Origin of the sequence: Massilia soli, from assembly GCF_016809835.1 — a bacterium.
In the GTDB taxonomy this organism is placed as follows: Bacteria; Pseudomonadota; Gammaproteobacteria; order Burkholderiales; family Burkholderiaceae_D; genus Telluria_A; species Telluria_A soli.
In genome coordinates this window covers 392022-418554 of the sequence record NZ_JAFBIL020000004.1, presented here as the reverse complement: position 1 = coordinate 418554, position 26533 = coordinate 392022, and the positions used below count along the sequence as shown (strand labels likewise).

Genomic DNA, 26533 nt, shown 5'->3' with positions numbered 1-26533 from the left:
CGCGATGACGCCGCCCGTCGATAATCCGTTCAGCCTGGCCCGATATTGGGAGCAGGGCGACGCCATCGGCCACGGCGTCGCCTACCTGCTGCTGGCGATGTCGCTGGTAAGCTGGTTCTGCATCCTCGCCAAGGCCTACAGCACCTGGCGCGTTCGGCGTGCCGCCGGCGCGGTTGACGCATTCTGGGCCGCGCCGACGCTCGACGACGGCATCCTGCTGCTCACATTGGCCGACCGCGAAGGCGTGTACTCGCCGCTGCCGGTGCAGGGCCGCGCGCACGCCAGCGCCGGCGCCACGCTGGCCGGGGAAATGAGCCGCGACGAACAGATCATCCGCATCCTGCGCCAGCAGATCACCCGCGCCACCCACCGCGTCGAAGGCGGCCTGACCTTGCTCGCATCGATCGGCGCCACCGCGCCTTTCGTCGGCCTGCTCGGCACCGTCTGGGGCATCTATCACGCGCTGGCCAATGTCTCGGCCAGCGGCACCGTGCAAATCGATAAAGTGGCAGGTCCGGTAGGCGAAGCCTTGATCATGACCGGCTTCGGGCTGGTGGTGGCGATACCCGCCGTCCTGGCCTACAACGCCTTCAACCGCTTCAATCGCGTCACGCTCGCCGAGCTTGACGGCTTCGCGCACGATCTGCAGTCCTACTTCACCGGCAGGTAGGCCAGCATGGCGTTCGGTTCCTTCAATCCGCAGCGGCAGCCGTCGATGATGAGCGACATTAACGTCACGCCGATGGTGGACGTGATGCTGGTACTGCTCATCATCTTCATCATCACCGCGCCGATGCTGACGCAGTCGGTCAAGCTGGATTTGCCGCAGGCGCAGGCCGAGGCGAGCGTGCAGCCGCTTGAGGCGGTCAGCATCGCCATCGACGCCCAAGGCGTCATTTACTGGAACGACGACGCGGTAGGCGAAGCGGGGCTCGGCGAGCTGATGATGGAAGCTGCGCTGATGGACCCGCAGCCGGAACTCCAGCTGCGCGCCGACAGGAACACCCGATATGAAGTGGTCGCCCAGGTGATGGCGGCCGCGCAGTCGAAGGGGTTGACGAAGCTTGGTTTCGTCACCGACCCCGTCAAGGAGAAAAAATAATGGCAAGCGTAGAACTCAACGGCGCGGTAATCGACAGCGAACAAGCCTTTCACGCCGAATGCCGGCGCGCGTTCGGCTTTCCCGATTCATACAGCGACAGCATGGATGCCTGGGTGGATTGCCTGAGCTACCTGCGCGACGAAGACGGCATGACGAAGTTCAAGCTCTTCCCGAACGAAAAGCTGGAGATCGTGGTGAAGGACGCGGCCGCGATGCGCGCCAAAGTGCCCGAGCTGCTGGAAGAGCTGGCATTCTGCGTCGGCGGCATCAACGAGCGTTATGAAGATTACGGCGAGAAGCCGGCGCTGGCGCTGGTACTGCGCGATTAGCCAGCCAAGGTTTGCGTAGGGCGGAAGAGCGCGAAGCGCGTCATCCGCCGAATCAGGCCAGCCGCGAGACCGCCGATTTACCGCACCGCCTTCAAATCAAAATGCGGGTTGTAAATCAGCCCCAGCAGATTCCCAAACGGATCCGCCAGCTCGACCACCCGAATCGCATCGCCCACATCCTGAATGGCCGAATGCACGGTCGCGCCCAGTCCGACAATCCGCGCCGCCTCGGCCTCGATATCATCCACGCCCCAGTATACGATTGCGCCATGCGTCCCTGGCTGGCCATCCGGCACCAGTCCTAATTCGAAGCCGCCGATTTCAAAGCCGACATAGAACGGCTGGTCAAAATAAGGGGCTTTGCCGAATACCTCAGTGAACCATGCCTTGGCCTTCGTGAGGTCGCCAACCGGGTAGATGGTGGTGCGCATTCCGTGAATCATGGCCGGTCTCCAAAATCAGAAAACCTCTATCCTAATTCGAGAAAGCAATTAAGAAAAGAATATCTTTCCGACAATAGCGAGGTTCGTGACGACGACCGTCGCTAACATCCAATGCAGTCTCGTGATTTCCCCGCCCGGCGAAGCCTCGACCCGTGCGATTTCCCCGCGCAGCGATGCCTGCAGTGTGTCGGTTCGGGCGTGAACCTCTGTGCTGGAGCAAGTCAATCCGCGCAGTCAGGCGGGCTTCCATATTCTGCATTTCGGTTCGAATCTGACTTGTCTTCTCCTCTAGTTGCTTTGCAAACACTACGTTGCTGAGCACCTCGCCAAGCGCAGACGCATGAACGGTTGCCTGGTCTTTAGACACTCCGGCGTCTTCCAGCCGTTTTGCGTATTTGACGCAGTCGTATTCGGCCATGGCAGAAGTTGGACAGCGCAACGCGGCCCTAGTTCACCCCACCAGGCCGCCGCCCCGCCGCAGGCAATGCCGAACCAGTATAATGTCCTGTTCATATCCACCAACTTCTAGCCTAGCCACGCTTGGCCGCACACCACCATGCAAGATAAATATAGTCCCGCCGACGTCGAACAAGCCGCCCAAGCCCACTGGAAGGCGATCGACGCCTACAAGGCGGTCGAGAACGACCCGCGTTTCCCGAAGGGCAAGTACTACGCTTGCTCGATGCTGCCTTACCCGTCCGGTAAGCTGCACATGGGTCACGTGCGCAACTATACGATCAATGACGTGATGTACCGCTACCTGCGCATGAACGGCTACAACGTGCTGATGCCGATGGGCTGGGACGCGTTCGGCATGCCGGCCGAGAATGCGGCGATGGCCAACAACGTGCCGCCGGCGCAGTGGACCTACGCGAACATCGCGCACATGAAAGAGCAGATGTCGTCGATGGGCCTGGCGATCGACTGGTCGCGCGAAATGACCGCCTGCAAACCCGAATACTACAAGTGGAACCAGTGGATGTTCCTGAAGATGCTCGAGAAGGGCATCATCTACCAGAAGACCGGCACCGTGAACTGGGATCCGGTCGACCAGACCGTGCTGGCCAACGAGCAGGTGGTTGACGGGCGCGGCTGGCGCTCGGGCGCCTTGATCGAAAAGCGCGAGATCCCGATGTACTACGCGCGCATCACCGACTACGCCGATGAACTGCTGGAATACGTCGACAACAAGCTGCCAGGCTGGCCTGAGCGCGTGCGCGTCATGCAGGCCAACTGGATCGGCAAATCGACCGGCGTGCGCTTCGCCTTCCCGCACCAGATCAAGGGCGACGACGGCGGCTTGATCAACGACGGCAAGCTGTATGTCTTCACCACCCGTGCCGACACCATCATGGGCGTGACCTTCTGCGCCGTGGCGCCGGAACACGCGCTGGCGCAGCAGGCCGCAAAGAACAACCCCGCGCTGGCCGCCTTTATCGCCGAGTGCAAGCTGGGCTCCGTGATCGAAGCGGACATGGCGACGATGGAAAAGAAGGGCATGCCGACCGGCCTGTTCGTCACCCACCCGGTCAGCGGCGAGCAGGTCGAAGTCTGGGTCGGCAACTACGTGTTGATTACCTACGGCGATGGCGCCGTGATGGGCGTGCCTGCGCACGACGAGCGCGATTTCGCATTCGCTCAGAAATACGACCTGCCGATCAAGCAGGTGGTGGCGGTCGAAGGCAAGGACTATTCGCTCGACGCATGGCAGGAATGGTACGGCGACAAAGAGAACGGCAAGCTGATCAACTCGGGCAAGTACGATGGCCTCGACTACGTCGCCGCCGTCAACGCGGTCGCCGGCGACCTCGCGGGGCAAGGCCTGGGCGAGAAGAAGACCACGTTCCGCCTGCGCGACTGGGGAATCTCGCGCCAGCGCTACTGGGGCACCCCGATCCCGATGATCCACTGCGGCGACTGCGGCATCGTGCCGGTCCCCGAGAAGGACCTGCCTGTCGTGCTGCCGGAAGACTGCGTCCCGGACGGCACCGGCAACCCGCTGAACAAGCATGAAGCCTTCCTCAAGTGCGACTGCCCGAAGTGCGGCAAGCCTGCGCGCCGCGAGACCGACACCATGGATACCTTCGTCGATTCGTCGTGGTACTACATGCGCTACGCCTCGCCAGGTACGACCGAAACCATGGTCGATGCCCGCAATGACTACTGGATGCCGATGGACCAGTACATCGGCGGCATCGAGCACGCCGTCATGCACCTGCTGTACGCGCGCTTCTGGACCAAGGTGATGCGCGACTTCGGCCTGGTCAAGTTCGACGAGCCGTTCGTCAACCTGCTCACGCAAGGCATGGTGCTCAACGAGACCTATTATCGCGAAGACCCATCCGGCAAGAAGACCTGGTACAACCCGGTCGACATCGACCTGACGCTTGACGACAAGGGCCGTCCACAAGGCGCCAAGCTCAAGACCGACGGCGCCGACGTACAGATCGGCGGCACCGAGAAGATGTCGAAGTCGAAGAACAACGGCATCGACCCGGCAGCGCAGATCGAGCAGTACGGCGCCGACACGGCGCGCCTGTTCACGATGTTCGCGTCGCCGCCCGAGCAGACGCTCGAATGGTCGGACAGCGGCGTCGAAGGCGCCAGCCGCTTCCTGCGCCGGGTCTGGGCGTTCGCATACGCCCAGTCGGGCCGGGTCGCCAGCGGCATCGCCAACCCGCAAGCGGAAGGCGCCAGTGAAGCACACAAGACCCTGCGCCGCGAACTGCACAAGATCCTTCAGCAGGCCGACTATGACCTCAAGCGCATCCAGTACAACACGGTGGTCTCGGCCTGCATGAAGATGCTCAATACGCTCGAGTCAAGCAAGCTGGAAGACGGCGCCGGCACCGATGCGGTGATCGCCGAAGGCCTGTCGATCTTCCTGCGCGTGCTGAACCCGGTCGCGCCGCACATCACCCACGCGCTGTGGGAAGAACTCGGCTACGCCAAGGTTCACGGCGACATCCTCAATGCGCAGTGGCCGCAGGTCGACCCTGCCGCGCTGGAGCAGGCCGAGATCGAGATGATGATCCAGGTGAACGGCAAGCTGCGTGGTTCGGTGAAGGTGCCGAAAGACGCGGACAAGGCGGCGATCGAAGCGCTGGCGCTGGCATCGGAAACCGCGCAGAAGTTTGTCGAGACGCCGCCAAAGAAGGTGATCGTCGTTCCCGGCAAGTTGATCAGCATTGTGGTCTAAGCGATGACCGCCCTGCGCCTTGCGCTGCCGCGCGCCGTCGCCCTGATCGTCCTTGCGGCGGCGCTGTCCGCCTGCGGGTTCCACCTGCGCGGGTCGGACGGCCGCTTCAATATGCCGTTCCAGAGCATCTACCTGGCCTTCCCCGAGACTTCGCCGCTCGGTATTGAGCTCAAGCGCAACCTGCGCGGCGGCGATACCAAGGTGGTGACGGAGCCGGAGCAGGCGCAGGCGCGCTTCGACGTGCTCTCAGAATCGCGCGGCAAGGCGATCCTGTCGCTCAACAGCCAGGGCCGGGTGCGCGAATACCTGCTGACCTACACCCTGGTGTTCCGCGTGCGCGACACCGCCGGCGCCGAGCTGCTTGGCCCGACCGAGATCAGCCTGAAACGCTCGATCACCTTCAACGAGACCGAAGTGCTGGCCAAGGAAAGCGAAGAAGCGCTGCTGTACCGCGACATGCAGACCGACCTGGTGCAGCAGATCCTGCGCCGCCTGGCCGCGATCAAGCCGGCCTGAGGACAAACGATGCAATTGAGGGTCGACGCGCTCGAAGGACACCTGGCCAAGTCGCTCGCGCCGCTGTATGTGATCAGCAGCGACGAGCACCTTCTGGCGCTGGAAGCTGCCGACAAGATCCGCAAGGCCGCGCGCGCCAATGGCTACTCGGAGCGCGACGTGCTGACGGTGGAACGCACCTTCAAGTGGGGCGAACTGCTGGCGGCGAACAACGCGATGTCGCTGTTCGGCGATAAGAAGCTGATCGAACTGCGCATCCCGACCGGCAAGCCGGGCAAGGACGGCGGGGCGGCGCTGCAAAGCTATGCCAAGGACCTGAACCCCGACAACCTGACCCTGATCACCCTGCCGAAGCTGGACTGGCAGACCGCCAAGGCGGCGTGGGTAGGAAGCTTGCAGCAAGCCGCGGTGTACATCGAGATACCGACGATCGAACGCGCGCAACTGCCTGGCTGGATCGGCACGCGGCTGGCAGCGCAAGGCCAGAGCGCCGATCGTCAGGGGCTGGATTTCATCGCCGACCGGGTCGAAGGCAACCTGCTGGCGGCGCACCAGGAGATCCAGAAGCTCGGGCTGCTGCATGAACCGGGCAAGCTGACCTTCGAGCAGATTCACGACGCGGTGCTGAATGTGGCGCGCTATGACGTGTTCAAGCTCAGCGAAGCGATGCTGTCGGGCGATGCGGCGCGGCTGGCGCGCATGCTGGAAGGGCTCAAGGGCGAAGGCGAGGCGCTGCCGCTGGTCTTATGGGCCGTCGCCGAAGAAATCCGCACGCTGTTAAAATTGAAATCCGGGATGGCGCAGGGCAGGCCGCTCGGCGTGCTGCTCAAGGAGTACCGTATCTGGGGGCCGAAGGAGCGCATGATGGAACCGGCGCTGCGGCGCATCAGCCTTGCGACGCTGGAAGCGGCGATGCGCGAAGCGGCGCAGGTCGACAAGATGGTCAAGGGACTGCGCGCCAAGGCATTTGCGGGCGACGCGTGGGATGCGATGCTGCAGCTGGCTTTGAAGGTGGCCAGGGGCTGAGCGAAAACGGCGGATGCGCACTGCGTGCTTATCCGCCCTGCGAAGCCCACGACCGTAGGGCGGATAAGCGCAAAGCGCGCATCCGCCGAATAGCTGCACACAGAAACCGCACACTATGAACATCACCGACTACATGCAAACCACCGGCCGCCAGGCCCGCGCCGCATCGCGCGCGATGGCCAGGGCCGACACCGCAACCCGCAACCGCGCCTTGCTGCTGATCGCCGACGCCATCGTGCGCGATAGCGCCCTGCTGCGCACCGCCAACCAGCTCGACCTCGACGCCGCCAAAGCGGCCGGCCTCGATCCCGCCATGATCGACCGCCTGACCCTGTCCGAGGCGGCGATCGCCACGATGGTCGAAGGCCTGCGCCAGATCGTCGCGCTGCCCGATCCGGTTGGCGAAATCTCGAACATGAAGGTGCGCCCGAGCGGCATCCAGGTGGGCCAGATGCGCGTGCCGCTCGGCGTCATCGGCATCATCTACGAAGCGCGCCCGAACGTCACTGTCGACGCGGCTGGCCTGTGCATCAAGAGCGGCAACGCCACGATCCTGCGCGGCGGGTCCGAGGCCATCAACTGCAACCGCGCGCTGGCGAAGATCGTCGCCGAAGGCTTGTCGGGCGCAGGCCTGCCCGCGCACGGCGTGCAAATCATCGACACCACCGACCGCGCCGCGGTGGGTGCATTGATCACGATGCCGGAGTACGTGGACGTGATCGTCCCGCGCGGCGGCAAAGGCCTGATCGCGCGCCTGATGGCCGAGGCGACGGTACCGATGATCAAGCACCTCGACGGCATTTGCCACGTCTACATCGACGCCAAGGCCGACATTGAGAAGGCGGTGCCAGTGGCGTTCAACGCCAAGTGCCACCGCTACGGCACTTGCAACACGATGGAGACGCTGCTGGTCGAGCGCAGCATCGCCCCGGCCGTGCTGCCGAGGCTTGCCGAGCTCTATGCATCCCGGCAGGTCGAGCTGCGCGCCGATCCCGAATCGTTCGCGCTGCTGGCCGGCTACCCGCACCTGGCGGCAGCGGCAGAAGAAGACTGGAAGACCGAATACCTGGCGCCGATCCTGGCCGTCAAGGTGGTCGGTGGCATCGACGAGGCGATGGATCATATCGCCGCCTATTCGTCGAAGCACACCGAATCGATCATCACCGAAGACTACAGCGCGGCGATGCGCTTCCTGCGCGAAGTCGATTCGGCGTCGGTGATGGTGAACGCATCGACGCGCTTCGCCGACGGCTTCGAATATGGCCTGGGCGCGGAAATCGGCATCTCCAACGACAAGCTGCATGCACGCGGCCCGGTTGGACTGGAAGGACTCACTTCCCTCAAGTACGTCGTGTTCGGACACGGCGAAGTACGTAACTAGATAAAGACTGGATTTTTATGCTCTGGATTAAAGCACTGCACATCGTTTTCGTGATCTCGTGGTTCGCCGGCCTGTTCTACTTGCCGCGCATTTTCGTGAACCTGGCGATGGAAAGCGAGACTGTGGCACATGCGCGCCTGCTGCTGATGGCGCGCAAGCTGTATCGCTTCACCACGATCCTGATGATTCCGGCGCTGGTGTTCGGCGTCTGGCTGTGGCTTGGCTACGGCTTCCGGGGCGGCTGGATGCACGCGAAGCTGGCGCTGGTGGTGCTGGCGATCGGCTACCATCATGCGTGCGGATCGCTGCTCAAGAAGTTCGAGAACGCCGCCAACAAGCGCAGCCACACCTGGTACCGCTGGTTTAACGAAGTCCCTGTCGTACTGCTGCTGGCGATTGTCATCCTGGTAGTGGTCAAGCCATTTTGATGAGGTGATGGAATGAGCAAAACTGTCGAGTATTTCCTGTCGCCGCAGTCGCCGTGGTGCTACCTGGGCCATCAGCGCCTGGTCGATATCGTGCGCGAGACCGGCGCCCAGGTCGAGCTGAAGCCTTTCGACCTCGGCAAGGTATTCAGCGTGTCGGGCGGGCTGCCGCTGGCCAAGCGCGCGCCGCAGCGCCAGACCTACCGCCTGGTGGAGCTGGAGCGCTGGGCGAAGCACCTCGGCTTGCCGATGAATACCCAGCCGCAGTTCTTTCCGGTGTCGCCCGATGCGGCGTCTACCCTGATCATCGCCGCGCGTACCAGCCTTGGCGCCGACGCGGCGCTTGCGCTGTCGGGCGCGATCATGCGCGCGCTGTGGGCGGAAGAGAAGAACATCGCCGACGAGGACACGCTGGCGCAGATCGCCAACCTGTGCGGCTTCGACGGCCGCATGCTGCTCAAGTCGGCCCAGACGCCGGGCGTGCAGGAACAGTATGAACGCAATACCGAAGAAGCCATCGCGGCCAACGTCTTCGGCGTGCCCTGGTACGTCGTCGATGGCGAGGGTTACTGGGGGCAGGATCGCCTTGACTTCGTCAGGCGCGCGCTGGAATAAGCGACGCAGCACTGCGGTTTCGTCGTTCGCGCTAGAGCCTCGGCGGCCCTGCGGGAATCCTTAGCGCCCGTTCAGGGATGCTATAGGTTCCCGCCTGCGCGGGAACGACGGGCGTGCAAAAGAATTTTTTATAACGGATAAAGGGTACACCATGGCTTCATATTTTTGCCCATGCCCGCGCGGCATGGAAGCGGCGCTGGCCGAGGAACTGGGCGATATCGCCCAGCAAAGCACCACCATGAAGGTGCATAACCAGGTACCAGGCGGTGTGCACTGTTCGGGCGACCTGACTGACTCCTACCGCATCAACCTGCATTCGCGCATCGCTTCGCGCGTGTTGATGCGCATGGGGCATTCGAGCTACTCGAACGAAAACGATATCTATGACCTGGTGCTGGCGCAGCCGTGGGAAGACTGGTTCGATGTCGACCACACCATCCGGGTCGACGTCACCGCGGTCAAGTCGCCGCTGCGCAGCCTCGAATTCACCACGCTGAAGATCAAGGACGCCGTGTGCGACCGCTTCCGCGACCAGTTCAACAAGCGCCCGTCGGTCAACACCCGCGAGCCGGACATGCGCATCGTCGGCTTCCTCGACCAGCGCAACTTCACGATTTACCTCGACACCTCGGGCGAGGCGCTATTCAAGCGCGGCTGGCGCGAAGAGACCGGCGACGCGCCGTTGCGCGAGAACCTGGCCGCCGGCATGCTGCGCGTGTCGGGCTGGAAGCCGGGCACGGTGCTGTTCGATCCGATGTGCGGGTCGGGCACCATCCTGATCGAAGCGGCCCAGCAGGTGCAGGGAATCCCGTCGGGCGCGCGCCGCAAGTTCGCGTTCGAGAAGTTCCATACTTTCGACCCGGCTCCATGGCAGGCGATGAAGAGCGCCATCAAGGCCAATCCGCTGCCGGAATCGCCGACCATCTTCGGTTCCGACATTTCGGGCGACATGGTGGCGATGACGCGCCATAACCTGAAAATGGCCGGCATCATGTTCGACGTGCCGCTCAAGCAGATCGAAGCGCAGGAAGTCAAGCCGCCGACCGAACAGCCAGGCATCCTGCTGACCAACCCGCCGTACGGCGAGCGTATCGGCGTGCGCGGCGACAGCACCATTCCGGCCGACGAGATGGCCGTCGGCTTCTACTCCGCGCTTGGCACCACGCTCAAGCAGCGCTTCGCCGGCTGGACCGTGTTCCTGTTTACCGCCGACCTGTCGCTGCCAAAGCTGCTGCGCCTGAAGGAGGCGCGCAAGACGCCGTTCTTCAACGGTGCGCTGGAGTGCCGCCTGTTCAGGTTTGACATGGTGGCCGGCTACAACCGCCGCGAAGAGGCAAAGCCGAAACAAGACTGACATGTTCCCGACACCGCCGCCAGACCTTCCGCCAGATCCGGTCACGCCGGTGCCGCTGCCGCCCGCGCACAAGATTGTGATGCTGGGCGCAACCGGGCTGGCGGTGATGCTGGCCGCGCTGTCGATGCTAGGGCCGTTTTCCATCGACGCCTACCTGCCTGCCTTCCCGAACATCCAGGCGGCGCTGGGCGCCACCCAGATCGAAGTGCAGCAGACGCTGACCGCCTACATGCTGGCATTTGCCGCTATGGTGCTGTGGCATGGCGCGCTGGCCGATACCTTCGGGCGCCGCAACGTGATCCTGGTGTCGCTGGTGGTGTTCGCGGTCGGTACGCTGGGATGCGCATCGGCCCACTCGGTGCATTACCTGTGGGTGTTCCGCATCATGCAGGGCGTGTCGGCGGGCGCCGGGGTGGTGGTCGGACGCGCGATTATCCGCGACCTGTATTCCGATGCGCCGGCGGCGCGCCTGCTGTCGCTGGTGACGATGATTTTCTCGATCGCGCCCGCGATCGCGCCGGTGCTGGGCGGCTGGATCGTCAAGTTCTTCGACTGGCGCACCATCTTCCTGGCGCTGCTCGGCTACACCATCGTGCTGGGCTGGTTCTGCTACAAGCGCCTGCCCGAGACGCTGCCGAAAGAAAAACGCCAGCCGTTCAACCCGGGCTACCTGGCGCAGAACTACTGGGCGATTTTCAGCTCGCCGCTGTTCCACATGAAGGCAGGCGTGGTCGCGCTTAACTTCGCCGGCATGTTCCTGTACATCGCGGCGGCGCCCGTGATGGTGCCTGAGCACCTGAAGCTCGGGCCGGACCAGTTTGCGTGGCTGTTCATCCCGACCGTCAGCGGCTTGTTCCTTGGCTCGCTTGCGGCCAACCGCATGGCCGGCAAATCGCACTTCGGCCGCCAGGTCGCGCTGGGGTTCTGCTTCATGCTGTCGGCCGCCGGCGCCAACGTGCTGTATCACGTGTTCATGCCGCCCGCGGTGCCATGGTCGGTGGCGCCGATGTTCTTCTATACCTTCGGCAGCTCGCTGATGGCGCCTGCCGTCACCTTGCTGGCGCTTGACATGTTCCCGCATATCCGCGGCACTGTCGCCTCCTGCCAGTCGTTCGCGGTGACGCTGCTTGGCGCGCTGGTGGCCGGCGTGATCGCGCCGTTCCTGTCGCATTCGGTGCTGTGGCTCGCCAGCGGGCAGCTGGCGTTTGCCGTTTTTTCGCTCGCACTCTGGACCGCATCGAGGCACTACCGGCGCCTGCGTCCGGCCTAGTTAAACGGTATGCCAGCGGGGCCCGCTGGCCGATGCGACGGTCGAAGCCAGGGCGGGGTCGCATCGCTTCATCGCCGCCGGGTTCAGGTCCGAAATGATCAAATAAACTCTGTTACTGTGGTTTTTGCAGTTTTGGTTGTTCACGGCCCTGCTATTTAAAGTCCCAACGTGAATGCATCGTTGTTTGCCATGGCGGACCGTGGCAAACTAGCGACTTATTTCCGAAAGTAATGTTCTTCCAGTCAACTTTCGTGTATATATGCTAAGATAAGTTTTTTTAAGAATGGAACATCGGCCTAAAACCTGCCTTGTTCTATAAAACTAAAAATAGACGTTGTGGCAGCTTCGCCCTTTAGCGCCACCCCGAATCCATCGACAATTGGCGGGCTGTTCCCTGAGACATGCATCAATCAGACCACGATATTCGTAACCGCTTGCTGATTGCCCGTCTGCCGGCTATGCCGCAGATACTAATCAAGTTGATCGAGCACCTGCAAGCCGATGATCTGGGCATGCAGGAGCTCGCTGCATTGATCGCCAAGGATGCGGGGATGACGGCCAAGATCCTGGCCGTCTCGAACAGCTCCGCCTATCACCGCAACGGCCGCAGCGTGGGACTTGAGCAGTCGCTCGTCACCCTCGGCACCGACATGATCAAGACGCTGGTCATCAGCGAATCGGTTTTCCAGACCTTCAATAACTTCCCGCACTCGGGCACCACCGACCTGCGCGCGTTCTGGAAAAGCTCGCTGACGGCGGCGGTCATCGCGCGCGAGCTGGCCAAGAAAATGGACTACCCCCAGGTCGAAGAAGCCTACCTGGCCGGCCTGCTGCATAACGTCGGACGGCTGGCGCTGCTGGCGACCGCGCCCAAGGAATATGCATTCAATTTCTGCGCGCGCGACGACGAAGATTTGTGCGCGGTCGAACAGCGCACGCTGCAAATTACCCACTCGGAAGCGGGCGCCTGGCTGATCGAGCGCTGGCACCTCGACTCCTTCCTGGCCGATTCGGTGCTGTACCACCACGAGCCAAGCAGCCGCCTGGCGCAAGCCCATCCATTGATCCGCATCGTACGCGTGGCGCACCTGCTGTCCACGCGCGACATCGACCACGACGAAGTGCTCGGCGCGCTGGGCTTGTGCGGCCTGGACGAGGACGATGTCGGCCGCCTGCTGACGCTGGCCGCGCGCCAGGTCGACAAATCGGCCGCCCATCTCGGCATCGACCTGAGCGGGGCCGACGATATCGATCAGCCGCCGGCCTACGCGCCGCCGGTCATGCAGGACCCGGTCCAGCAGCGCCTGTCCGAAGAAGTGCGCAACCTGGTGCTGGTCTCCGAAGTAGGCCAGACCTTCGCGCGCCAACAAGGCGAATCCGGGCTGCTTGAATCGATGACGCGCTCGGCGCGCATCCTGTTCGACTTCGATAACACCGTCATCCTGCTTGAGAACCCGACCGGCCACGCGCTGGTGGGCATGCCGACCGGCGAACAGCAGCGCATCGCCGAGTTCTCGATCCCGCTTGAAAAAGGCAATGCGGTTGCCGACGCCGCGATCGACCGGCGCCTGGCTTTCCTGAGCCGCGAACAGCCCTCGCTCGGCCTGGCCGAAGAACAGCTGTTCCGCATGCTCGGCACCGACAGCCTGGTGTGCGTGCCGCTGGTATCGGGTTCGCGCTGCCTCGGCGTGATGATCGGCGGCCTGGCCGCGTGGCAGGTGCCGGGCTGCCAGAAGCGTGAACGCTTCATGCAGTCGTTCGGCACGCAGGCCGCCACGGCGCTCGAGACCGCGCTGGCCGAACGCGGTTACGCGCGCCGCCAGATCGCCCACGTGGCCGAAGAATATCGCGAGGCCTCGCGCCGCGTGGTCCACGAAGTCAACAATCCGCTCTCGATCATCAAGAACTACCTGTCGGTCCTGGACGACAAGCTGGCCAAGCGCGAGCCGGTGGTCGGCGAGATGTCGATCCTGAACGAAGAAATCGACCGCGTGGGCCAGCTGATCAACGGACTGGCGGACCTGAAGCCGGCGCCGGTGAACCGCACCACCGACGCGGCCAAGGTTGTCGAAGACGTGCTGCGCCTTTTCCGCGCCACCGATTTCATTCCGGCCGGTGTGCACATGAGTGTCGACATGCACGGGGCGCCTTCCGAGATCGACGGCGACGCCGACATCCTCAAGCAGATTCTCGTGAACCTCGTGAAGAACGCCGTCGAAGCGCTCGGCGGCAGGGGGCGTATTGACATCTCCAATCGCGGTAATGTAAATCTTGAACGAAAGCTGTACCTTGAGCTGGTTGTCAGCGATACTGGGCCCGGCATGTCGCAAGAGGTGCTGGCTAACCTGTTCTCACCCGTGCGCAGCACCAAGGAAGGCCCGCACCATGGCCTCGGCCTGTCGATCGTTCACGGGCTGGTCAAGCAGCTCGGCGGATTGATCAGCTGCCGCAGCGGCAGCGGTGGAACCACATTTGAAATCCTGCTGCCCGCGCGCAGCAGTGCGAACATGATCGCCAGCGCGCCAGCGCGGGCGGTAGACTCAGTTTAAGGCCATGATGAACGCGAACACTGCCGGCGCTACGGCAATGAACCAGGCAGGCGAGCCAACCCAGATCTCCAAGTCGGAGTCGGCGGCACTTCCGCGTATTCTGCTGGTTGATGACGAACCAAGGCTTCTGTCATCGCTGTACGAACTGCTGCGCGGGCGCGACTACAATCTCGTCACCGCCACCTGCGGCAGCGAAGCGCTGGCGCACCTGTCGAAGATGCGCTTCGACCTGGTGCTGCTTGACCTGCGCCTGCCGGACGTCAGCGGGCATCAGATCATGGACTTCATCAACGACAAGGGCATCGACGCCGATGTCATCGTGATGAGCGGCGAGGTCGGCATCGACGCGGCCATCGGCGCGCTTAAGCGCGGCGCCTACGATTACCTGCGCAAGCCGTACAGCCGCGAAGAACTGCTCAAGACCGTGGCCAACGCGCTGCAGCGGCGCCGCCTCGAGACCGCCAACCGCCGCATCGCCTCGCAGCTTGAAACCTCCGAAAAGCTGTACCGCTACCTGGTCGACAGCTCGCCCGACATCATCTACACGCTGAACCACGAAGGCAAATTCACCTTCATCAACGATCGCGCCTACCAGCTGCTTGGTTTCTCGCGCGATGAACTGATCGGCAAGCACTACTCGATCCTGGTGCACGAAGAAGACCTCGAGCGCGCGCGCTATGTCTTCAACGAGCGCCGCGTCGACGAACGCGCATCGCGCAACGTCGAACTGCGCCTGAAGTGCCACAGCGGCGGCGGCCAGGACCGCACCTTCAACAATACCCTGATGACGATCTCGCTCAATTCCGTCGGCATGCACGTGCCCGACCAGGAAGTGAAGAAGCTCGAATTCTTCGGCACCTACGGCGTGGCGCGCGACATCACCGACCGCAAGCGCGCCGAGGAAGTCATTTCGTACCAGGCCTACCACGACATCCTGACCGACCTGCCGAACCGCATGCTGTTCAAGGACCGGCTGGGCCTGGCCGTGATCCAGGCCAAGCGCAAGCTGACCGAACTGGCTGTCATGTTCATCGACCTTGACCGCTTCAAGCTGGTCAACGACACCCTTGGCCACGTCAAGGGCGACGAACTGCTGCAGCAGGTAGCGCTGCGCCTGAAGGAATGCCTGCGCCGCGGCGACACGCTGGCGCGCCAGGGCGGCGACGAATTCACCATCGTGCTGCCGGAGCTGCGCGACCGCGAAGACGCCAAGCTAATCGCCGACAAATTCCTCGAATGCCTGCAAATGCCGTTCAACCTGGACGGCCACGAAGTGCACATCTCGGCCAGTATCGGCATCGCGATTTACCCGGGCGATGGCGAGTCGATCGACGAGCTGCTGCGCCATGCCGACATCGCCATGTACCAGGTCAAGGCGCTTGGCAAGAACGGCCACAGCTTCTATCACAACTCGATGCTGGACGTGTCGCACCAAAAGATCGCGCTGGAACAGAGCCTGCGCAAGGCGCTCGAACAGAACGAGCTGGAGATGTACTACCAGCCGCAGATGGACGTGATCACGGGCCGCATCGTCGGCGCTGAAGGCCTGATGCGCTGGAACCATCCGCAGCGCGGCCTGCTGACCGCCGGCGAGTTCCTGCCGTTCGCCGAAGAGAATGGCCTGATGCTGCCGATCTCCGACTGGATGATCGGCGCGCTGTGCCGCGACATGCTGCTCTGGAATGCCGCCGGCGGCGAGAACATCCGCCTGTCGCTGAACCTGTCGCCGCAATACCTCGACCGCGGCGACTTCTTCGAGAAGATGCGCGGCGCGCTGGTGCGCTACGGGATATCGCCAGCCCAGATCGAGTGCGAGATCACCGAGAACATCTGTATCCGCAATCCGCAATACGCGATCGAACAGCTCAACAAACTGTGCCAGCTGGGCGTGTCGGTGGCGATCGACGACTTCGGCACCGGCTACTCGTCGCTGTCGTACCTGCATCGCTTCCCGATCCACACGATCAAGATCGACCAGTCCTTCGTCAAGGAAATCCACGAAGAGAACGGCCACTATCCGGTGATCCTGGCGATCATCTCGATTGCGCGCGGACTGGGCCTGCACCTGATCGCCGAAGGCGTCGAGACCGACATCCAGGCGCGCTACCTGAAAGCCAACGGCTGCCTGACGATGCAGGGCTACCTGTTCCACCGTCCGATTTCGCTGCCAAACTTCATTACGGTGCTGCAGGCGCAGGACGCGCGCGACGACGCTGCGCAGACGACACCTGCGGCCATCCAGGCCTGACGCCGGTGCAGAACGCGAGCGTGCGCCAGCCTGACGCCGCCCGTGGGCACACGGCCGAATACCTGCGCGTGAAAGCGCTGGCGGAAAGGGGCGTCGCCAATGCACAGCACAGCCTCGGCTTCATGTACGTGAACGGCCAGAACGTCGCCCAGGATTTCGCGCTGGCGGTGGAGTGGTATCGCAAGGCCGCCAACTCCGGCCTCGAACATGCGCAATACAATCTCGGCGTGATGTACCAGAAGGGCCAGGGCGTGGAGCAGGATTACACCCAGGCGGCGATCTGGTACGAGCGCGCCGCCGTGCAGGGCTATGCCGCCGCGCAGTACAACCTGGGCTGGCTGTATGCAAAAGGGCAGGGCATCGGCCACGACGTCGAGCAGGCCATGCACTGGTTCAGCAAGGCCGCCGAGCAGGGCGACGCCGGCGCGCAGAACAACCTCGGCATGATGTACGAGACCGGCAAGGGCGTTCCGCAAGACTTCAAGCAAGCGATTTTCTGGTACCGCAAGGCCGCCGAGCAGGGCTATGCGCGCGCCCAGTTCAACCTGGCGCTACGCTACGATAATGCGCAGGGCGTGCCGCTCGACCGGCCGCAGGCGATCCTGTGGTTCCGCAAGGCGGCCGAGCAGGGTTACGCGCCGGCCCAGTTCAACCTCGGCCTGCGTTTCGACAAGGGCCAGGGCGTGCCGCAGAACAGCCAGAAGGCGATCAGCTGGTACCGCCGCGCCGCCGACCAAGGCCATGCCAGTTCGCAGTTCAACCTGGCGCTGATGTACGACAGTGGCCATGGCGTGCCGCGCGATGAAGCGCTGGCATTGGAGTGGTACCTGAAGGCGGCAAACCAGGGCCACGCGGGCGCGCAGGACAATATCGGCCTGCGCTACGAGCATGGGCAGGGCGTCGGCCAGGACTTCGAACAGGCGCAGGCCTGGTACCGCAAGGCGGCCGAGCAGGGCTTCGCCAGCGCCCAGTATCACCTAGGGCTGCTCTACGATGCCGGCAGCGGCCTCGAGCGCGACACGCTCGAGGCGATCGGCTGGTTCCGCAAGGCGGCCGAACAAAGCCACGTGCGCGCCCAGTTCGAGCTTGGCCTGCGCTTTGAAGGCGGCATCGACGTGCCGCGCGATTACGTGCGCGCGATGGCATGGTACCGGCGCGCCGCCGATCACGATTACGCCCCCGCCCAGTTCATGGTCGGCGCGCTGTTCGACAGCGACGACGCCGGCATGCTCGATAGCCGCGAAGCCTACAGCTGGTACCGCAAGGCGGCCGAACAGGGCTACGCACGCGCGCAGTTCGCGCTCGGGCTGCGCCACGACAGCGGGCAAGGCGTCCAGCGCGACTATGAAGCCGCTTATTTCTGGTACCTGCAGGCTGCGCGCCAGGGACACGCCCGCGCCCAGTTCAACCTCGGCCTGATGCACGCGTCGGGCCACGGCGCGGTTCCCGACCTGGTGCAGGCGCTGACCTGGCTGCAGCAGGCCGAGCAGGCAGGGGTCGCCGCCGCCACCAGATACGTCAAGGCCACCGCCGCGAAAATGAATCCCGCCCAGCTGGCGCAGGCCCAGTGCCTGGCCGTGGGCGGCGACGTGGCGGCTTAACCCTCCTTATACCAATCATGCCAAAACTTTGCCTGTCGCTGCTGTGCCTGAGCCTGCTCGCCGGTGCTGCATCGGCCCAGTCCGAACCTGAGCAAGAACCGGTCGCCGAAAGAATCCTGGTGGTCGGACAACGGCCGGGGCCTGGCCTATGGAAAATCAGCAAGGGCGACAACACGCTGTGGGTATTTGCCACGTATTCGCCGCTGCCCGAAAGGATGGAATGGCGTTCGCATGAGGTCGAAGCGAAGCTGTCGCAGTCACAGGAGTTCCTGCCGCTGCCGTCGACCGGCATCCGGGTCGGTTACAGCGCGGTGACCGCAGTGCCGTTCATGGTCGGTTTCAAGAACAATCCGGATGGCGCCCGGCTCCAGGACGTACTGCCAGCCGACGTGTATGCGCGCTGGCTTCCGCTGAAGGCGAAGTACATTGGCGATAACGACGGCATTGAGCGCGAGCGGCCGATCTTTGCTTCGGATGAACTGTTCAGCAAAGGCCTGGCGCACGCTGGATTGTCGGGGAACAATGGCATCGACAAGAAGCTGTTCGAGATTGCAAAGAAACACCAGGTCAAGATCAACTGGACCGGAATGTCTGTCAGCATCGCTTCCCCGGTCAAGGCAATCCGCGCGTTCAAGAAATCGACGCTGAACGATGTGGCGTGTTTTACCCGCGCCATCGAACGCCTGGAAACCGACCTCGATGCCATGCGCGTGCGCGCCAACGCCTGGGCGATTGGTGACATTGCCGTCATCCAGAGCCTGACATTTGCCGACCGCGACGAGGCCTGTTCCGAAGCGATCATGAACAGCGTCATCGCCGACATCCAGCCCGAGATCCGCACCCTCAAGGCGCAGGTACGCGAAAAATGGCTTGCGGCTGCGGAGAAATCGCTGTCGACCAACAAGTCCACCTTCGCCATGCTCAGTATGAAGGACGTACTCGATCCGAATGGGCTGGTCGCAGCCATGGCGGCGCGCGGCTATGCGGTGGAGAAGCCGGAGTAAACAGCGGGACAGGCGCAGGCAGCGACCCGCAATTCGTGCGCGCCCGAACAGTGAGCAGCCCGTCCACTATGCTAATATACTGTACATATATACAGTTAATGGCGCATGATGGAACTGACGGACAAACTGGAAATTTTGGCCGATGCGGCCAAGTACGATGCGTCCTGCGCCAGCAGCGGCGCGCCCAAGCGCTCGTCCGAAGGCAAGGACGGCTTCGGCGCCACCAGCGGCATGGGCATTTGCCACAGCTATACGCCAGACGGGCGCTGCGTCTCGCTGCTCAAGATCCTGCTCACCAACTTCTGCGTCTACGATTGCCAGTACTGCGTCAACCGCCGCACGTCCAACGTGCCCCGCGCGCGCTTCTCCGTGGCGGAAGTCGTCAAGCTGACCACCGATTTTTACCTGCGTAATTACATCGATGGGCTGTTCCTCAGCTCCGGCATCATCCAGTCGGCCGACTACACGATGGAGCAGCTGGTGGCCATCGCACGCGAGCTGCGCGAAGTGCATCAGTTCCGTGGCTACATCCACCTCAAAACCATTCCGGACGCCGACCCGGCGCTGATCGCGGCTGCCGGTCTGTATGCCGACCGCCTCAGCGTCAATATCGAATTGCCGACCGAGGCCGCGGTCGAACGCCTGGCGCCGGAAAAGAGCGTGCACACCATCAAGCTGGCGATGGGTTCGATCCGCCGCAAGCTCGACGAGAAGGCCGAGGAGCCGAGGTCGCCGAAGTTCGCGCCGGCAGGGCAGAGCACGCAGATGATCGTCGGCGCCGACGCCAGCGACGACCAGACCATCCTGTCCACCGCCGAAACGCTGTACGGCAGCTACAAGCTCAAGCGCGTGTATTACTCCGCGTTCAGCCCGATCCCGCAAAGCCCGGGCAGCGTGCCGCTGGCGCCGCCGCCGATGCAGCGCGAACACCGGCTGTACCAGGCCGATTTTTTACTGCGCAGCTATGGCTTCCAGGCCAATGAGCTGCTGCCGGCAGCCGGCAACCTGGCGCTCGACATCGACCCCAAGCTGGCGTGGGCGCTGGCGCACCGCGAGCATTTCCCGCTCGACCTGAACATGGCCGAAGAAAGCATGATCTCGCGCGTGCCCGGTATCGGATTGCGCAACGCGCGCCGGCTGGTCGAGCTGCGGCGCCTGCGCCGTATCCGCTATGCCGACCTGGTGCGGCTGCGCTGCAGCATGAAAAAAATCGCCCCGTTCATCGTCGCGGCCGATTACAAGCCTGCGCAGGGCGCCGCCGCATCGGAAGTGCTGCGCCGGTCAATGGCCGAGCAGCCAAGGCAGCTGGACCTATGGACGGAACTCCAGGCCGCGTAAGCGCGGCGGCCGCGGTGGCGGCCGGCCAACCGGTGCTGGTCAACTCCTTCGGCCAGTGGCGCGATGCGGCGCGCGACCTGCTGGCGCACAAGGTCGAACCGCACGCGGTTCAATGGGTCACCAGCAAGGATGACGCCGACCTGTTTTCGAACCCGGTCGCGTGCCTTGACGACGACGAGGAACCGGCGGGCACGGGCCAGGCCGGCGAGGCGCCGCACGGCGATGCGGCCAGCACGGTCAGGGTCTCGCGCGAGCTGATGGACATGCTGCAAACCGCGGCCTGCTGCCGCGTGCCGAACCGCTGGGCATTCCTGTACCTGGTGCTGTGGCGCTGGAGCCAGGGCGAAAAGGACGTGATCTCGGCAGCCGACCAGGACGGCGCGAAACTGCATTCAATGGTCAAGGCGGTGCACCGCGAAGAACACGACATGCACGCCTACATCCGGTTCCGCGAACGTCGCGAAGATGCTGGCCCGCCGCGATTTGTGGCCTGGTTCGAGCCGAGCCACGATGTGCTGCCGCAAGTTGCACGCCACTTCGCCAGCCGCATGGGCCGGGTGAGCTGGATGATCGCCACCCCCGATGCCAGTGTCATGTGGGACGGCGCCAACCTGCACACCACCGGCCCGCTGATGCGCGGCCCGGAAGACATCGATGACGCCGGCGAAGCCTTGTGGCTGACCTATTACCGCAGCATCTTCAACCCGGCACGGCTCAACGCCGACCTGCTGCATTCGCATATCCCCTCACGTTTCTGGAAAAACTTGCCGGAAGGCGCGATCGTTCCGGAGATGGTGACGCAGGCGGCCGCCGGCGCGCGCAAGGTCGGCCAGACCCACAGCGTGGGGCAGCGCGCCGGCACCGCGATCCCGATTGCCGCCAGCAAGGCGCAGCCGCAGCGCGACGCGCCGACGTCGCTCGACCAGTGCCGCCGCTGCGACTTGTGGAAGAACGCCACCCAGGCGGTCGATGGCGCCGGGCCGAAGCGCGCCCGCATCATGCTGGTCGGCGAACAGCCCGGCGACCAGGAAGACCTGGCCGGCGAACCGTTTGTCGGCCCGGCCGGCAAGCTCCTCGACCTTGCGATGGCGGATGCGGAACTCGACCGGCGCAAGGTGTATCTCACCAATGCCGTCAAACACTTTAAATGGGAACCGCGCGGCAAGCGCCGCCTCCACAAAACCCCGGCGCAGCGCGAGGTCGAGGCGTGCAGCTACTGGCTCGAACGCGAACTGAGGCTGGTTGGCCCCGACGTCATCGTCGCCATGGGCAGTACCGCGCTCAAGGCGGTCACGGGCGACGCCCATGCGACGCTGAAGGACGCGATGGCCGAGCCGTTCATGCACGAGGGCAGGTGGATCGTCGCCATCTATCATCCAAGTTACGTGCTGCGGGTTCCCGGTGACGACGCCAAGGCCCAGGCCTTCGCGGCGATGGTGGCCGGATTCCGGCAGGCCGTGGCCCTGTTGTCCGCTGCCCCGCCGGCCGCCTGATACCGCGATTCGTATTTCGCATCCCTGGACTCGTGCTTCGTCACCTTTCTCTTTTTTGACCGCCAGCACTACCCTAGACTTCCCTCATTGCCTTATATTAAAGGCCACAGGGGAGCGGCATGCTGAAACGAATCGCGCGGTGGTGGACGGACTGGGAACAGGAACAAATTAATGTACTCGACGATCCGAGGGTCGCCGATACGTTGGCGCCGGGATATCGCCGCTATGCCGCCCAGAAGATCGGGGAATTGTCACAAATCGAGCGCCAGCAGCTGCGCGACTTTTCCGTCACCTTCCGCGGCCGCCGTCTGTGGATTGCGCTGGCCAAGCTGATGCTCGCTTTCAGCGCCGCTGGTCTGCTGGTGCATGTGCTGTTTCCATCCCCAAGATCGTTGCCGTACATTGTGATCATGGCCAACCTGATCGGATTCACGGTCGCGATGACCCTGATCTCGGTCTGGTTCAACTACCGCAAGATTGCAAGCAACAAACCGCGGGTCCTTCTGCGCATTGTCCTGTGGGCGATGGCCGGTATCGTGGCCGGTGCGGTCCTCTCGTATGCGGATGGCGACAAGTCGCTCGATGTCATTCTCGGCGATCTCCCGCGCAGGCTTGTACTGGCAACGCTCGGCGCGATGATGCTGGTCGGTGTTCCGCTGGTTATCATTGGTGCTTTCCAAAACCGCCATTACGAAGCCCTGACACTGCAGTTACAGCTTGAAGCTGAACGCGAGCGGATGGCGCGCGAGTTGAGCGAATCGCAGCTGCGCCTGCTGCGCGCGCAGATCGAACCGCATTTTCTGTTTAATACGCTCGGCGCCGTGCAGCAGCTGGCCGAACACCGCGCACCCGAGGCCGCCAGCCTGACGGCCAACCTGATCGCCTTCCTGCGCGCCAGCCTGACCGAGATGCGCAGCGATCAAGCGCGCTTGAGCGAGGAGTTCAAGCTGGCCGACGCCTACCTGCAAGTCATGCAGCCGCGCCTTGGCGCCCGCCTGCGCTACAGGCTGGACCTGCCCGAGGCGCTGGAAGCGGTCAGCATGCCAAGCATGATCCTGCTCACGCTGGTCGAAAATGCGATCAAGCATGGCATCGAACCGACTCTGCGCGGCGGCGACGTGCACGTGTCGGCGGTGCAAGCAGGCGCCAATGTGGTGATCCGCGTTGTCGATAGCGGCGCCGGCATGAGCAGCTCGCCGGGCGCCGGTGTCGGGCTCGAGAACGTGCGGCACCGCTTGCAGCTGGTGCACGGGGAAGCGGCCAGCTTGACGCTCTCCGACAATCTCGATGGCGCTGGCATTACGGCGGAAATTGTCATCCCCCACCCACCCGAACAGAAAACAGCATGAAAACAAGAATCATGATTGCGGAAGATGAACCGCTGATGCGCGAACGGCTGCTGGGGATGCTTGGGGAGGCCTGGCCTGAAGCCGAGGTGGTGCTGGTGGCGGAGAACGGCAATGACGCATGGGATGGTTTTCTGGAACATGAACCCGAGGTCGTGTTCCTCGATATCCGCATGCCGGGCATGTCCGGCCTGGAAGTGGCCGAGCGCATCGGCAAAGTGGCGCATATCGTTTTTGTGACTGCCTACGACCAGTACGCGGTCGACGCGTTCGATGCGGGCGTCGTCGATTACCTGCTCAAACCGGTGCAAGCGGACCGGCTGGCACGCGCCATCGCGCGGCTGCGCGGCAAGCTCGGTGCGGCGCCGGTCGACTTGGGCGATATCCTGCGCCAGCTGAAGACCGCGATCCCGGAGCCGAAACGCGAGAGGATGAAATGGATCAAAGCGACGGTTGGCAAGCAGATTCGCCTGATCGATGTCGACGAGGTGCTGTTTTTCCAGTCGGACGCCAAGTACACGCGGGTCGTGCTGGCGGGCTCGGAGGCGCTGGTACGGATTCCCCTGAAGGATTTGATGAGCGGCCTGGACCCGGCGCAGTTCTGGCAGATCCATCGCTGTACGATGGTCAATGTCAGCGCCATCGCCGCCGCTGAACGCATCGACGCCGAGCGGCTCCAGGTGCTGCTGCGCGGCAGTGACGAAAAACTGCCAGTGAGCCGGACCTTCAACCACCTGTTCCGGGACTAAACGGCGGCAATAACCGTCGTTCCCGCGAAAGCGGGAACCCATAGCGTGTATGCTCAGCATGGATTCCCGCCTGCGCGGGAACGACGTGGAAGAACTACGCCGCTACTGCTTCTTCGACCGACTCGGCCGGCACGTCGACCGGCTGGCGGATCAGATAATCGAACGCGCTCAGCGCAGCCTTGGAACCCTCGCCCGCAGCGATCACGATCTGCTTGTAAGGCACGGTCGTCACGTCACCGGCTGCAAACACGCCCGGCAGGTTGGTGTGGCACTTGGCATCGACGACGATTTCGCCGAATTTGCTCAGCTCCAAGGTCCCCTTCAGGAACTCGGTGTTTGGCACCAGGCCGATTTGCACGAACACGCCTTCCAGGCCCACGTGGTGAATCTCGTTGCTCACGCGGTCTTTGTAGCTGATGCCATTGACCTTCTGGCCGTCGCCGGTGATTTCCGTGGTCTGCGCATTGACGTGCACCGTCACGTTGTTCAGGCTGCGCAGCTTGTTTACCAGCACCGCGTCGGCCTTGAGCGCATCGGCAAATTCGATCACCGTGACATGCTGGACGAGGCCGGCCAGGTCGATCGCGGCTTCGATGCCGGAGTTACCGCCACCAATTACCGCAACGCGCTTGCCCTTGAACAGCGGGCCGTCGCAGTGAGGGCAGTACGCCACGCCCTTGTTCTTGTACTCCGCCTCGCCCGGCACGTTGACATTCCTCCAGCGCGCGCCGGTGGAGACGATCACGCTGCGCGAATGCAGCACGCCGCCGTTTTCCATGTGCACGGCGACCAGGCCGCCCGGCGTTGGTGCCGGAACGATGCGCGAAGCACGCTGCATGTTCATGATGTCGACATCGTAATGGCGCACCTGGGCTTCCAGCGCCATGGCGAATTTCGGGCCGTCGGTCTCCAGCACCGAGATGTAGTTCTCGATCGCCATGGTGTCATTGGTCTGGCCGCCGAAGCGCTCTGCCGCCACACCGACACGGATGCCTTTGCGCGCCGCGTATACCGCAGCCGCCGCGCCGGCAGGGCCGCCGCCGACGATCAGCACGTCGAACGGCGCCTTCTCGTTCAGCTTGGTCGCTTCGCGGTCGGCCGAGTTGACGTCCAGCTTGGCGACGATTTCTTCCAGCGTCATGCGGCCGGAACCGAACAGGGTGTCGTCCTTGAACACCATCGGCACCGCCATCACCTGGCGGGTTTCAACTTCGTCTTGATACATACCGCCATCGATGATCACGGTATTGATATTCGGGTTGTAGATTGCCATCAGCGAGGCAGCCTGAACGACGTCCGGGCAGTTATGGCAAGAGAGGGACATGTACACCTCAAAATTGCCTCCGTCCAGGGACATGATCTGTTCAAGCACGTCGGCTTCCACTTTTGGCGGATGGCCGCCGGTCCACAGCAGGGCCAGCACCAGTGAGGTGAACTCGTGGCCCAGTGGAATCGCGGCAAAGCGCACGCCGCGGGTCTCGCCTTGCTTGGCGATCACGAACGACGGCGAACGGGCGTCGGTACCCGATTCGTCAACGCTGACTTTGTCGGACAGGCTGGCGATCTCGGCCAACAGCTCACGCAGCTCTGCGCTCTTGGCGCTGTCGTCCAGCGTTGCGATGAGCGTGATCGGTGCGCGCAGGTTCTGCAAATAGGCCTGCAATTGCGTTTTTAAGGTGGCGTCAAGCATGTCGATATCCGTAAAGTAAGCGCCTTGCAGTTTCAACTGCTGGGCCGCTGAGCGGCCCGGCGATGAAGGGCGGCAAGGCGCGCGCCCTTCAGCAGTCACAATTTAGATCTTGCCGACCAGGTCGAGCGATGGGGTCAGGGTCTTCTGGCCTTCGTTCCACTTGGCAGGGCAAACCTGGCCTGGGTTCGCAGCAACGAACTGGGCAGCCTTCAGCTTGCGCAGGGTTTCCTTGACGTCGCGCGCGATGGCGTTGTCATGGACTTCCATGGTCTTGATGACGCCGTCCGGGTTGACGATGAAGGTGCCGCGCAGTGCCAGGCCTTCTTCTTCGATGTGCACGCCGAATGCGCGGGTCAGTGCGTGGGTTGGGTCGCCGACCAGCGGGAACTGGGCTTTGCCAACGGCTGGCGAGGTCTCGTGCCAGACTTTGTGCGAGAAGTGGGTGTCGGTGGTAACGATGTACACCTCGGCACCGGCCTTCTGGAACTCTGCATAGTTGTCAGCTGCATCTTCGACTTCGGTTGGGCAGTTGAAGGTGAACGCGGCAGGCATGAAGATGATGACCGACCACTTGCCTTTGAGGTTTTCGTCCGAGACTTCGACGAATTTGCCGTTGTGGAAAGCTTGGGTTTTGAAAGCTGGAACTTGAGTGTTGATCAGAGACATGGGAAGGTCCTCGTAGCTGTGTGTCGGTTAATAAAAACTATCGAATGAGAAGAACTCATTGAAAACATGATACACCAATCCGAGCCGACTCCTCATTGGTTGTATTAATCGGTGTGATTGAAAAAGCTATGACCAGGTTGCCGAAAGGCATGGAGCGGCCGGCTCAGCCGCGGATGCGTTGAAATTTGT

The 26533-nt window shown here is 63.1% G+C and carries 23 protein-coding genes; 19 read left to right on the top strand and 4 right to left on the bottom strand.

Going from position 1 to position 26533, the window contains the following annotated elements; genetic code table 11:
- Nucleotides 1–4 precede the first annotated feature (4 nt).
- The 3 genes from I4X03_RS12130 to I4X03_RS12120 are packed head-to-tail and all read left to right on the top strand — an operon-like array spanning nucleotide 5 to nucleotide 1431.
- Complete coding sequence (locus I4X03_RS12130; protein WP_223468477.1) at nucleotides 5–670, top strand: MotA/TolQ/ExbB proton channel family protein; 666 nt, start codon at nucleotides 5–7, stop codon at nucleotides 668–670.
- Between the two features lie 6 nt (nucleotides 671–676).
- Nucleotides 677–1102 (top strand): ExbD/TolR family protein, encoded by a 426-nt coding sequence (locus I4X03_RS12125; RefSeq protein WP_223468476.1) that lies wholly within the window; start codon nucleotides 677–679, stop codon nucleotides 1100–1102.
- Nucleotides 1102–1431, top strand: coding sequence for a barstar family protein (locus tag I4X03_RS12120; RefSeq protein ID WP_223468475.1), 330 nt, complete (start codon nucleotides 1102–1104; stop codon nucleotides 1429–1431). The genes I4X03_RS12125 and I4X03_RS12120 overlap by 1 nt, the downstream gene beginning before the upstream one ends.
- A 77-nt stretch (nucleotides 1432–1508) precedes the next feature.
- Here the strand turns inward: I4X03_RS12120 and I4X03_RS12115 are convergent, their stop codons facing one another.
- Nucleotides 1509–1874 (bottom strand): VOC family protein, encoded by a 366-nt coding sequence (locus I4X03_RS12115; RefSeq protein WP_223468474.1) that lies wholly within the window; start codon nucleotides 1872–1874, stop codon nucleotides 1509–1511.
- 31 nt (nucleotides 1875–1905) lie between these two features.
- A complete protein-coding gene (locus tag I4X03_RS12110) occupies nucleotides 1906–2292 on the bottom strand; it encodes a hypothetical protein (protein WP_223468473.1) in 387 nt (128 codons plus the stop codon).
- A gap of 138 nt (nucleotides 2293–2430) precedes the next feature.
- On the opposite strand from I4X03_RS12110, the gene leuS reads away from it, so the two are divergent.
- The 16 genes from leuS (at nucleotide 2431) to I4X03_RS12030 (ending at nucleotide 23988) form a co-directional block, all read left to right on the top strand.
- Complete coding sequence (gene leuS, locus I4X03_RS12105; protein WP_223468472.1) at nucleotides 2431–5073, top strand: leucine--tRNA ligase; 2643 nt, start codon at nucleotides 2431–2433, stop codon at nucleotides 5071–5073.
- A gap of 3 nt (nucleotides 5074–5076) precedes the next feature.
- Nucleotides 5077–5589 carry an LPS-assembly lipoprotein LptE gene (locus I4X03_RS12100; RefSeq protein WP_223468471.1) on the top strand — a complete coding sequence of 171 codons (513 nt, stop codon included), beginning with the start codon at nucleotides 5077–5079 and terminating at the stop codon, nucleotides 5587–5589.
- A 9-nt stretch (nucleotides 5590–5598) separates the two neighbouring features.
- Nucleotides 5599–6615, top strand: coding sequence for a DNA polymerase III subunit delta (gene holA, locus I4X03_RS12095; protein ID WP_223468470.1), 1017 nt, complete (start codon nucleotides 5599–5601; stop codon nucleotides 6613–6615).
- 115 nt (nucleotides 6616–6730) lie between these two features.
- The gene (locus I4X03_RS12090) at nucleotides 6731–7996 is read left to right on the top strand and encodes a glutamate-5-semialdehyde dehydrogenase (protein WP_223468469.1); all 1266 of its coding nucleotides are present in this window, start codon (nucleotides 6731–6733) and stop codon (nucleotides 7994–7996) included.
- Between the two features lie 17 nt (nucleotides 7997–8013).
- The gene (locus tag I4X03_RS12085) at nucleotides 8014–8424 is read left to right on the top strand and encodes a CopD family protein (protein WP_223468468.1); all 411 of its coding nucleotides are present in this window, start codon (nucleotides 8014–8016) and stop codon (nucleotides 8422–8424) included.
- Nucleotides 8425–8436: 12 nt separating this feature from the next.
- Complete coding sequence (locus I4X03_RS12080) at nucleotides 8437–9036, top strand: 2-hydroxychromene-2-carboxylate isomerase (protein ID WP_223468467.1); 600 nt, start codon at nucleotides 8437–8439, stop codon at nucleotides 9034–9036.
- Between the two features lie 151 nt (nucleotides 9037–9187).
- Nucleotides 9188–10390 carry a THUMP domain-containing class I SAM-dependent RNA methyltransferase gene (locus tag I4X03_RS12075; protein WP_441295277.1) on the top strand — a complete coding sequence of 401 codons (1203 nt, stop codon included), beginning with the start codon at nucleotides 9188–9190 and terminating at the stop codon, nucleotides 10388–10390.
- Nucleotide 10391: 1 nt separating this feature from the next.
- Entirely contained in the window at nucleotides 10392–11660 is a 1269-nt protein-coding gene (locus tag I4X03_RS12070; RefSeq protein WP_223468466.1) for a multidrug effflux MFS transporter, read from the top strand.
- A 401-nt stretch (nucleotides 11661–12061) separates the two neighbouring features.
- Nucleotides 12062–14209 (top strand): HDOD domain-containing protein, encoded by a 2148-nt coding sequence (locus tag I4X03_RS12065; protein WP_223468465.1) that lies wholly within the window; start codon nucleotides 12062–12064, stop codon nucleotides 14207–14209.
- Between the two features lie 37 nt (nucleotides 14210–14246).
- Nucleotides 14247–16457, top strand: coding sequence for a putative bifunctional diguanylate cyclase/phosphodiesterase (locus I4X03_RS12060; protein ID WP_223468464.1), 2211 nt, complete (start codon nucleotides 14247–14249; stop codon nucleotides 16455–16457).
- A 5-nt stretch (nucleotides 16458–16462) separates the two neighbouring features.
- Nucleotides 16463–18058 carry an SEL1-like repeat protein gene (locus tag I4X03_RS12055; protein ID WP_223468463.1) on the top strand — a complete coding sequence of 532 codons (1596 nt, stop codon included), beginning with the start codon at nucleotides 16463–16465 and terminating at the stop codon, nucleotides 18056–18058.
- Nucleotides 18059–18075: 17 nt separating this feature from the next.
- A complete protein-coding gene (locus tag I4X03_RS12050; RefSeq protein ID WP_223468462.1) occupies nucleotides 18076–19062 on the top strand; it encodes a TraB/GumN family protein in 987 nt (328 codons plus the stop codon).
- Nucleotides 19063–19170: 108 nt separating this feature from the next.
- On the top strand, nucleotides 19171–20400 hold the full coding sequence (locus I4X03_RS12045) for a putative DNA modification/repair radical SAM protein (protein WP_223468584.1): 1230 nt from the start codon (nucleotides 19171–19173) through the stop codon (nucleotides 20398–20400).
- Nucleotides 20376–21893, top strand: a complete 1518-nt coding sequence (locus I4X03_RS12040) for a UdgX family uracil-DNA binding protein (protein WP_223468461.1) — start codon at nucleotides 20376–20378, stop codon at nucleotides 21891–21893. The genes I4X03_RS12045 and I4X03_RS12040 overlap by 25 nt, the downstream gene beginning before the upstream one ends.
- 119 nt (nucleotides 21894–22012) lie before the next feature.
- The gene (locus tag I4X03_RS12035; protein WP_223468460.1) at nucleotides 22013–23242 is read left to right on the top strand and encodes a sensor histidine kinase; all 1230 of its coding nucleotides are present in this window, start codon (nucleotides 22013–22015) and stop codon (nucleotides 23240–23242) included.
- Nucleotides 23239–23988, top strand: a complete 750-nt coding sequence (locus I4X03_RS12030) for a LytR/AlgR family response regulator transcription factor (protein ID WP_223468459.1) — start codon at nucleotides 23239–23241, stop codon at nucleotides 23986–23988. The genes I4X03_RS12035 and I4X03_RS12030 overlap by 4 nt, the downstream gene beginning before the upstream one ends.
- Before the next feature lie 94 nt (nucleotides 23989–24082).
- Here the strand turns inward: I4X03_RS12030 and ahpF are convergent, their stop codons facing one another.
- Nucleotides 24083–25678, bottom strand: coding sequence for an alkyl hydroperoxide reductase subunit F (ahpF, locus tag I4X03_RS12025; protein ID WP_223468458.1), 1596 nt, complete (start codon nucleotides 25676–25678; stop codon nucleotides 24083–24085).
- A gap of 102 nt (nucleotides 25679–25780) precedes the next feature.
- Nucleotides 25781–26344: an alkyl hydroperoxide reductase subunit C gene (gene ahpC, locus I4X03_RS12020; protein WP_223468457.1), complete on the bottom strand. Its 564-nt coding sequence runs from the start codon at nucleotides 26342–26344 to the stop codon at nucleotides 25781–25783.
- Nucleotides 26345–26533 lie beyond the last annotated feature (189 nt).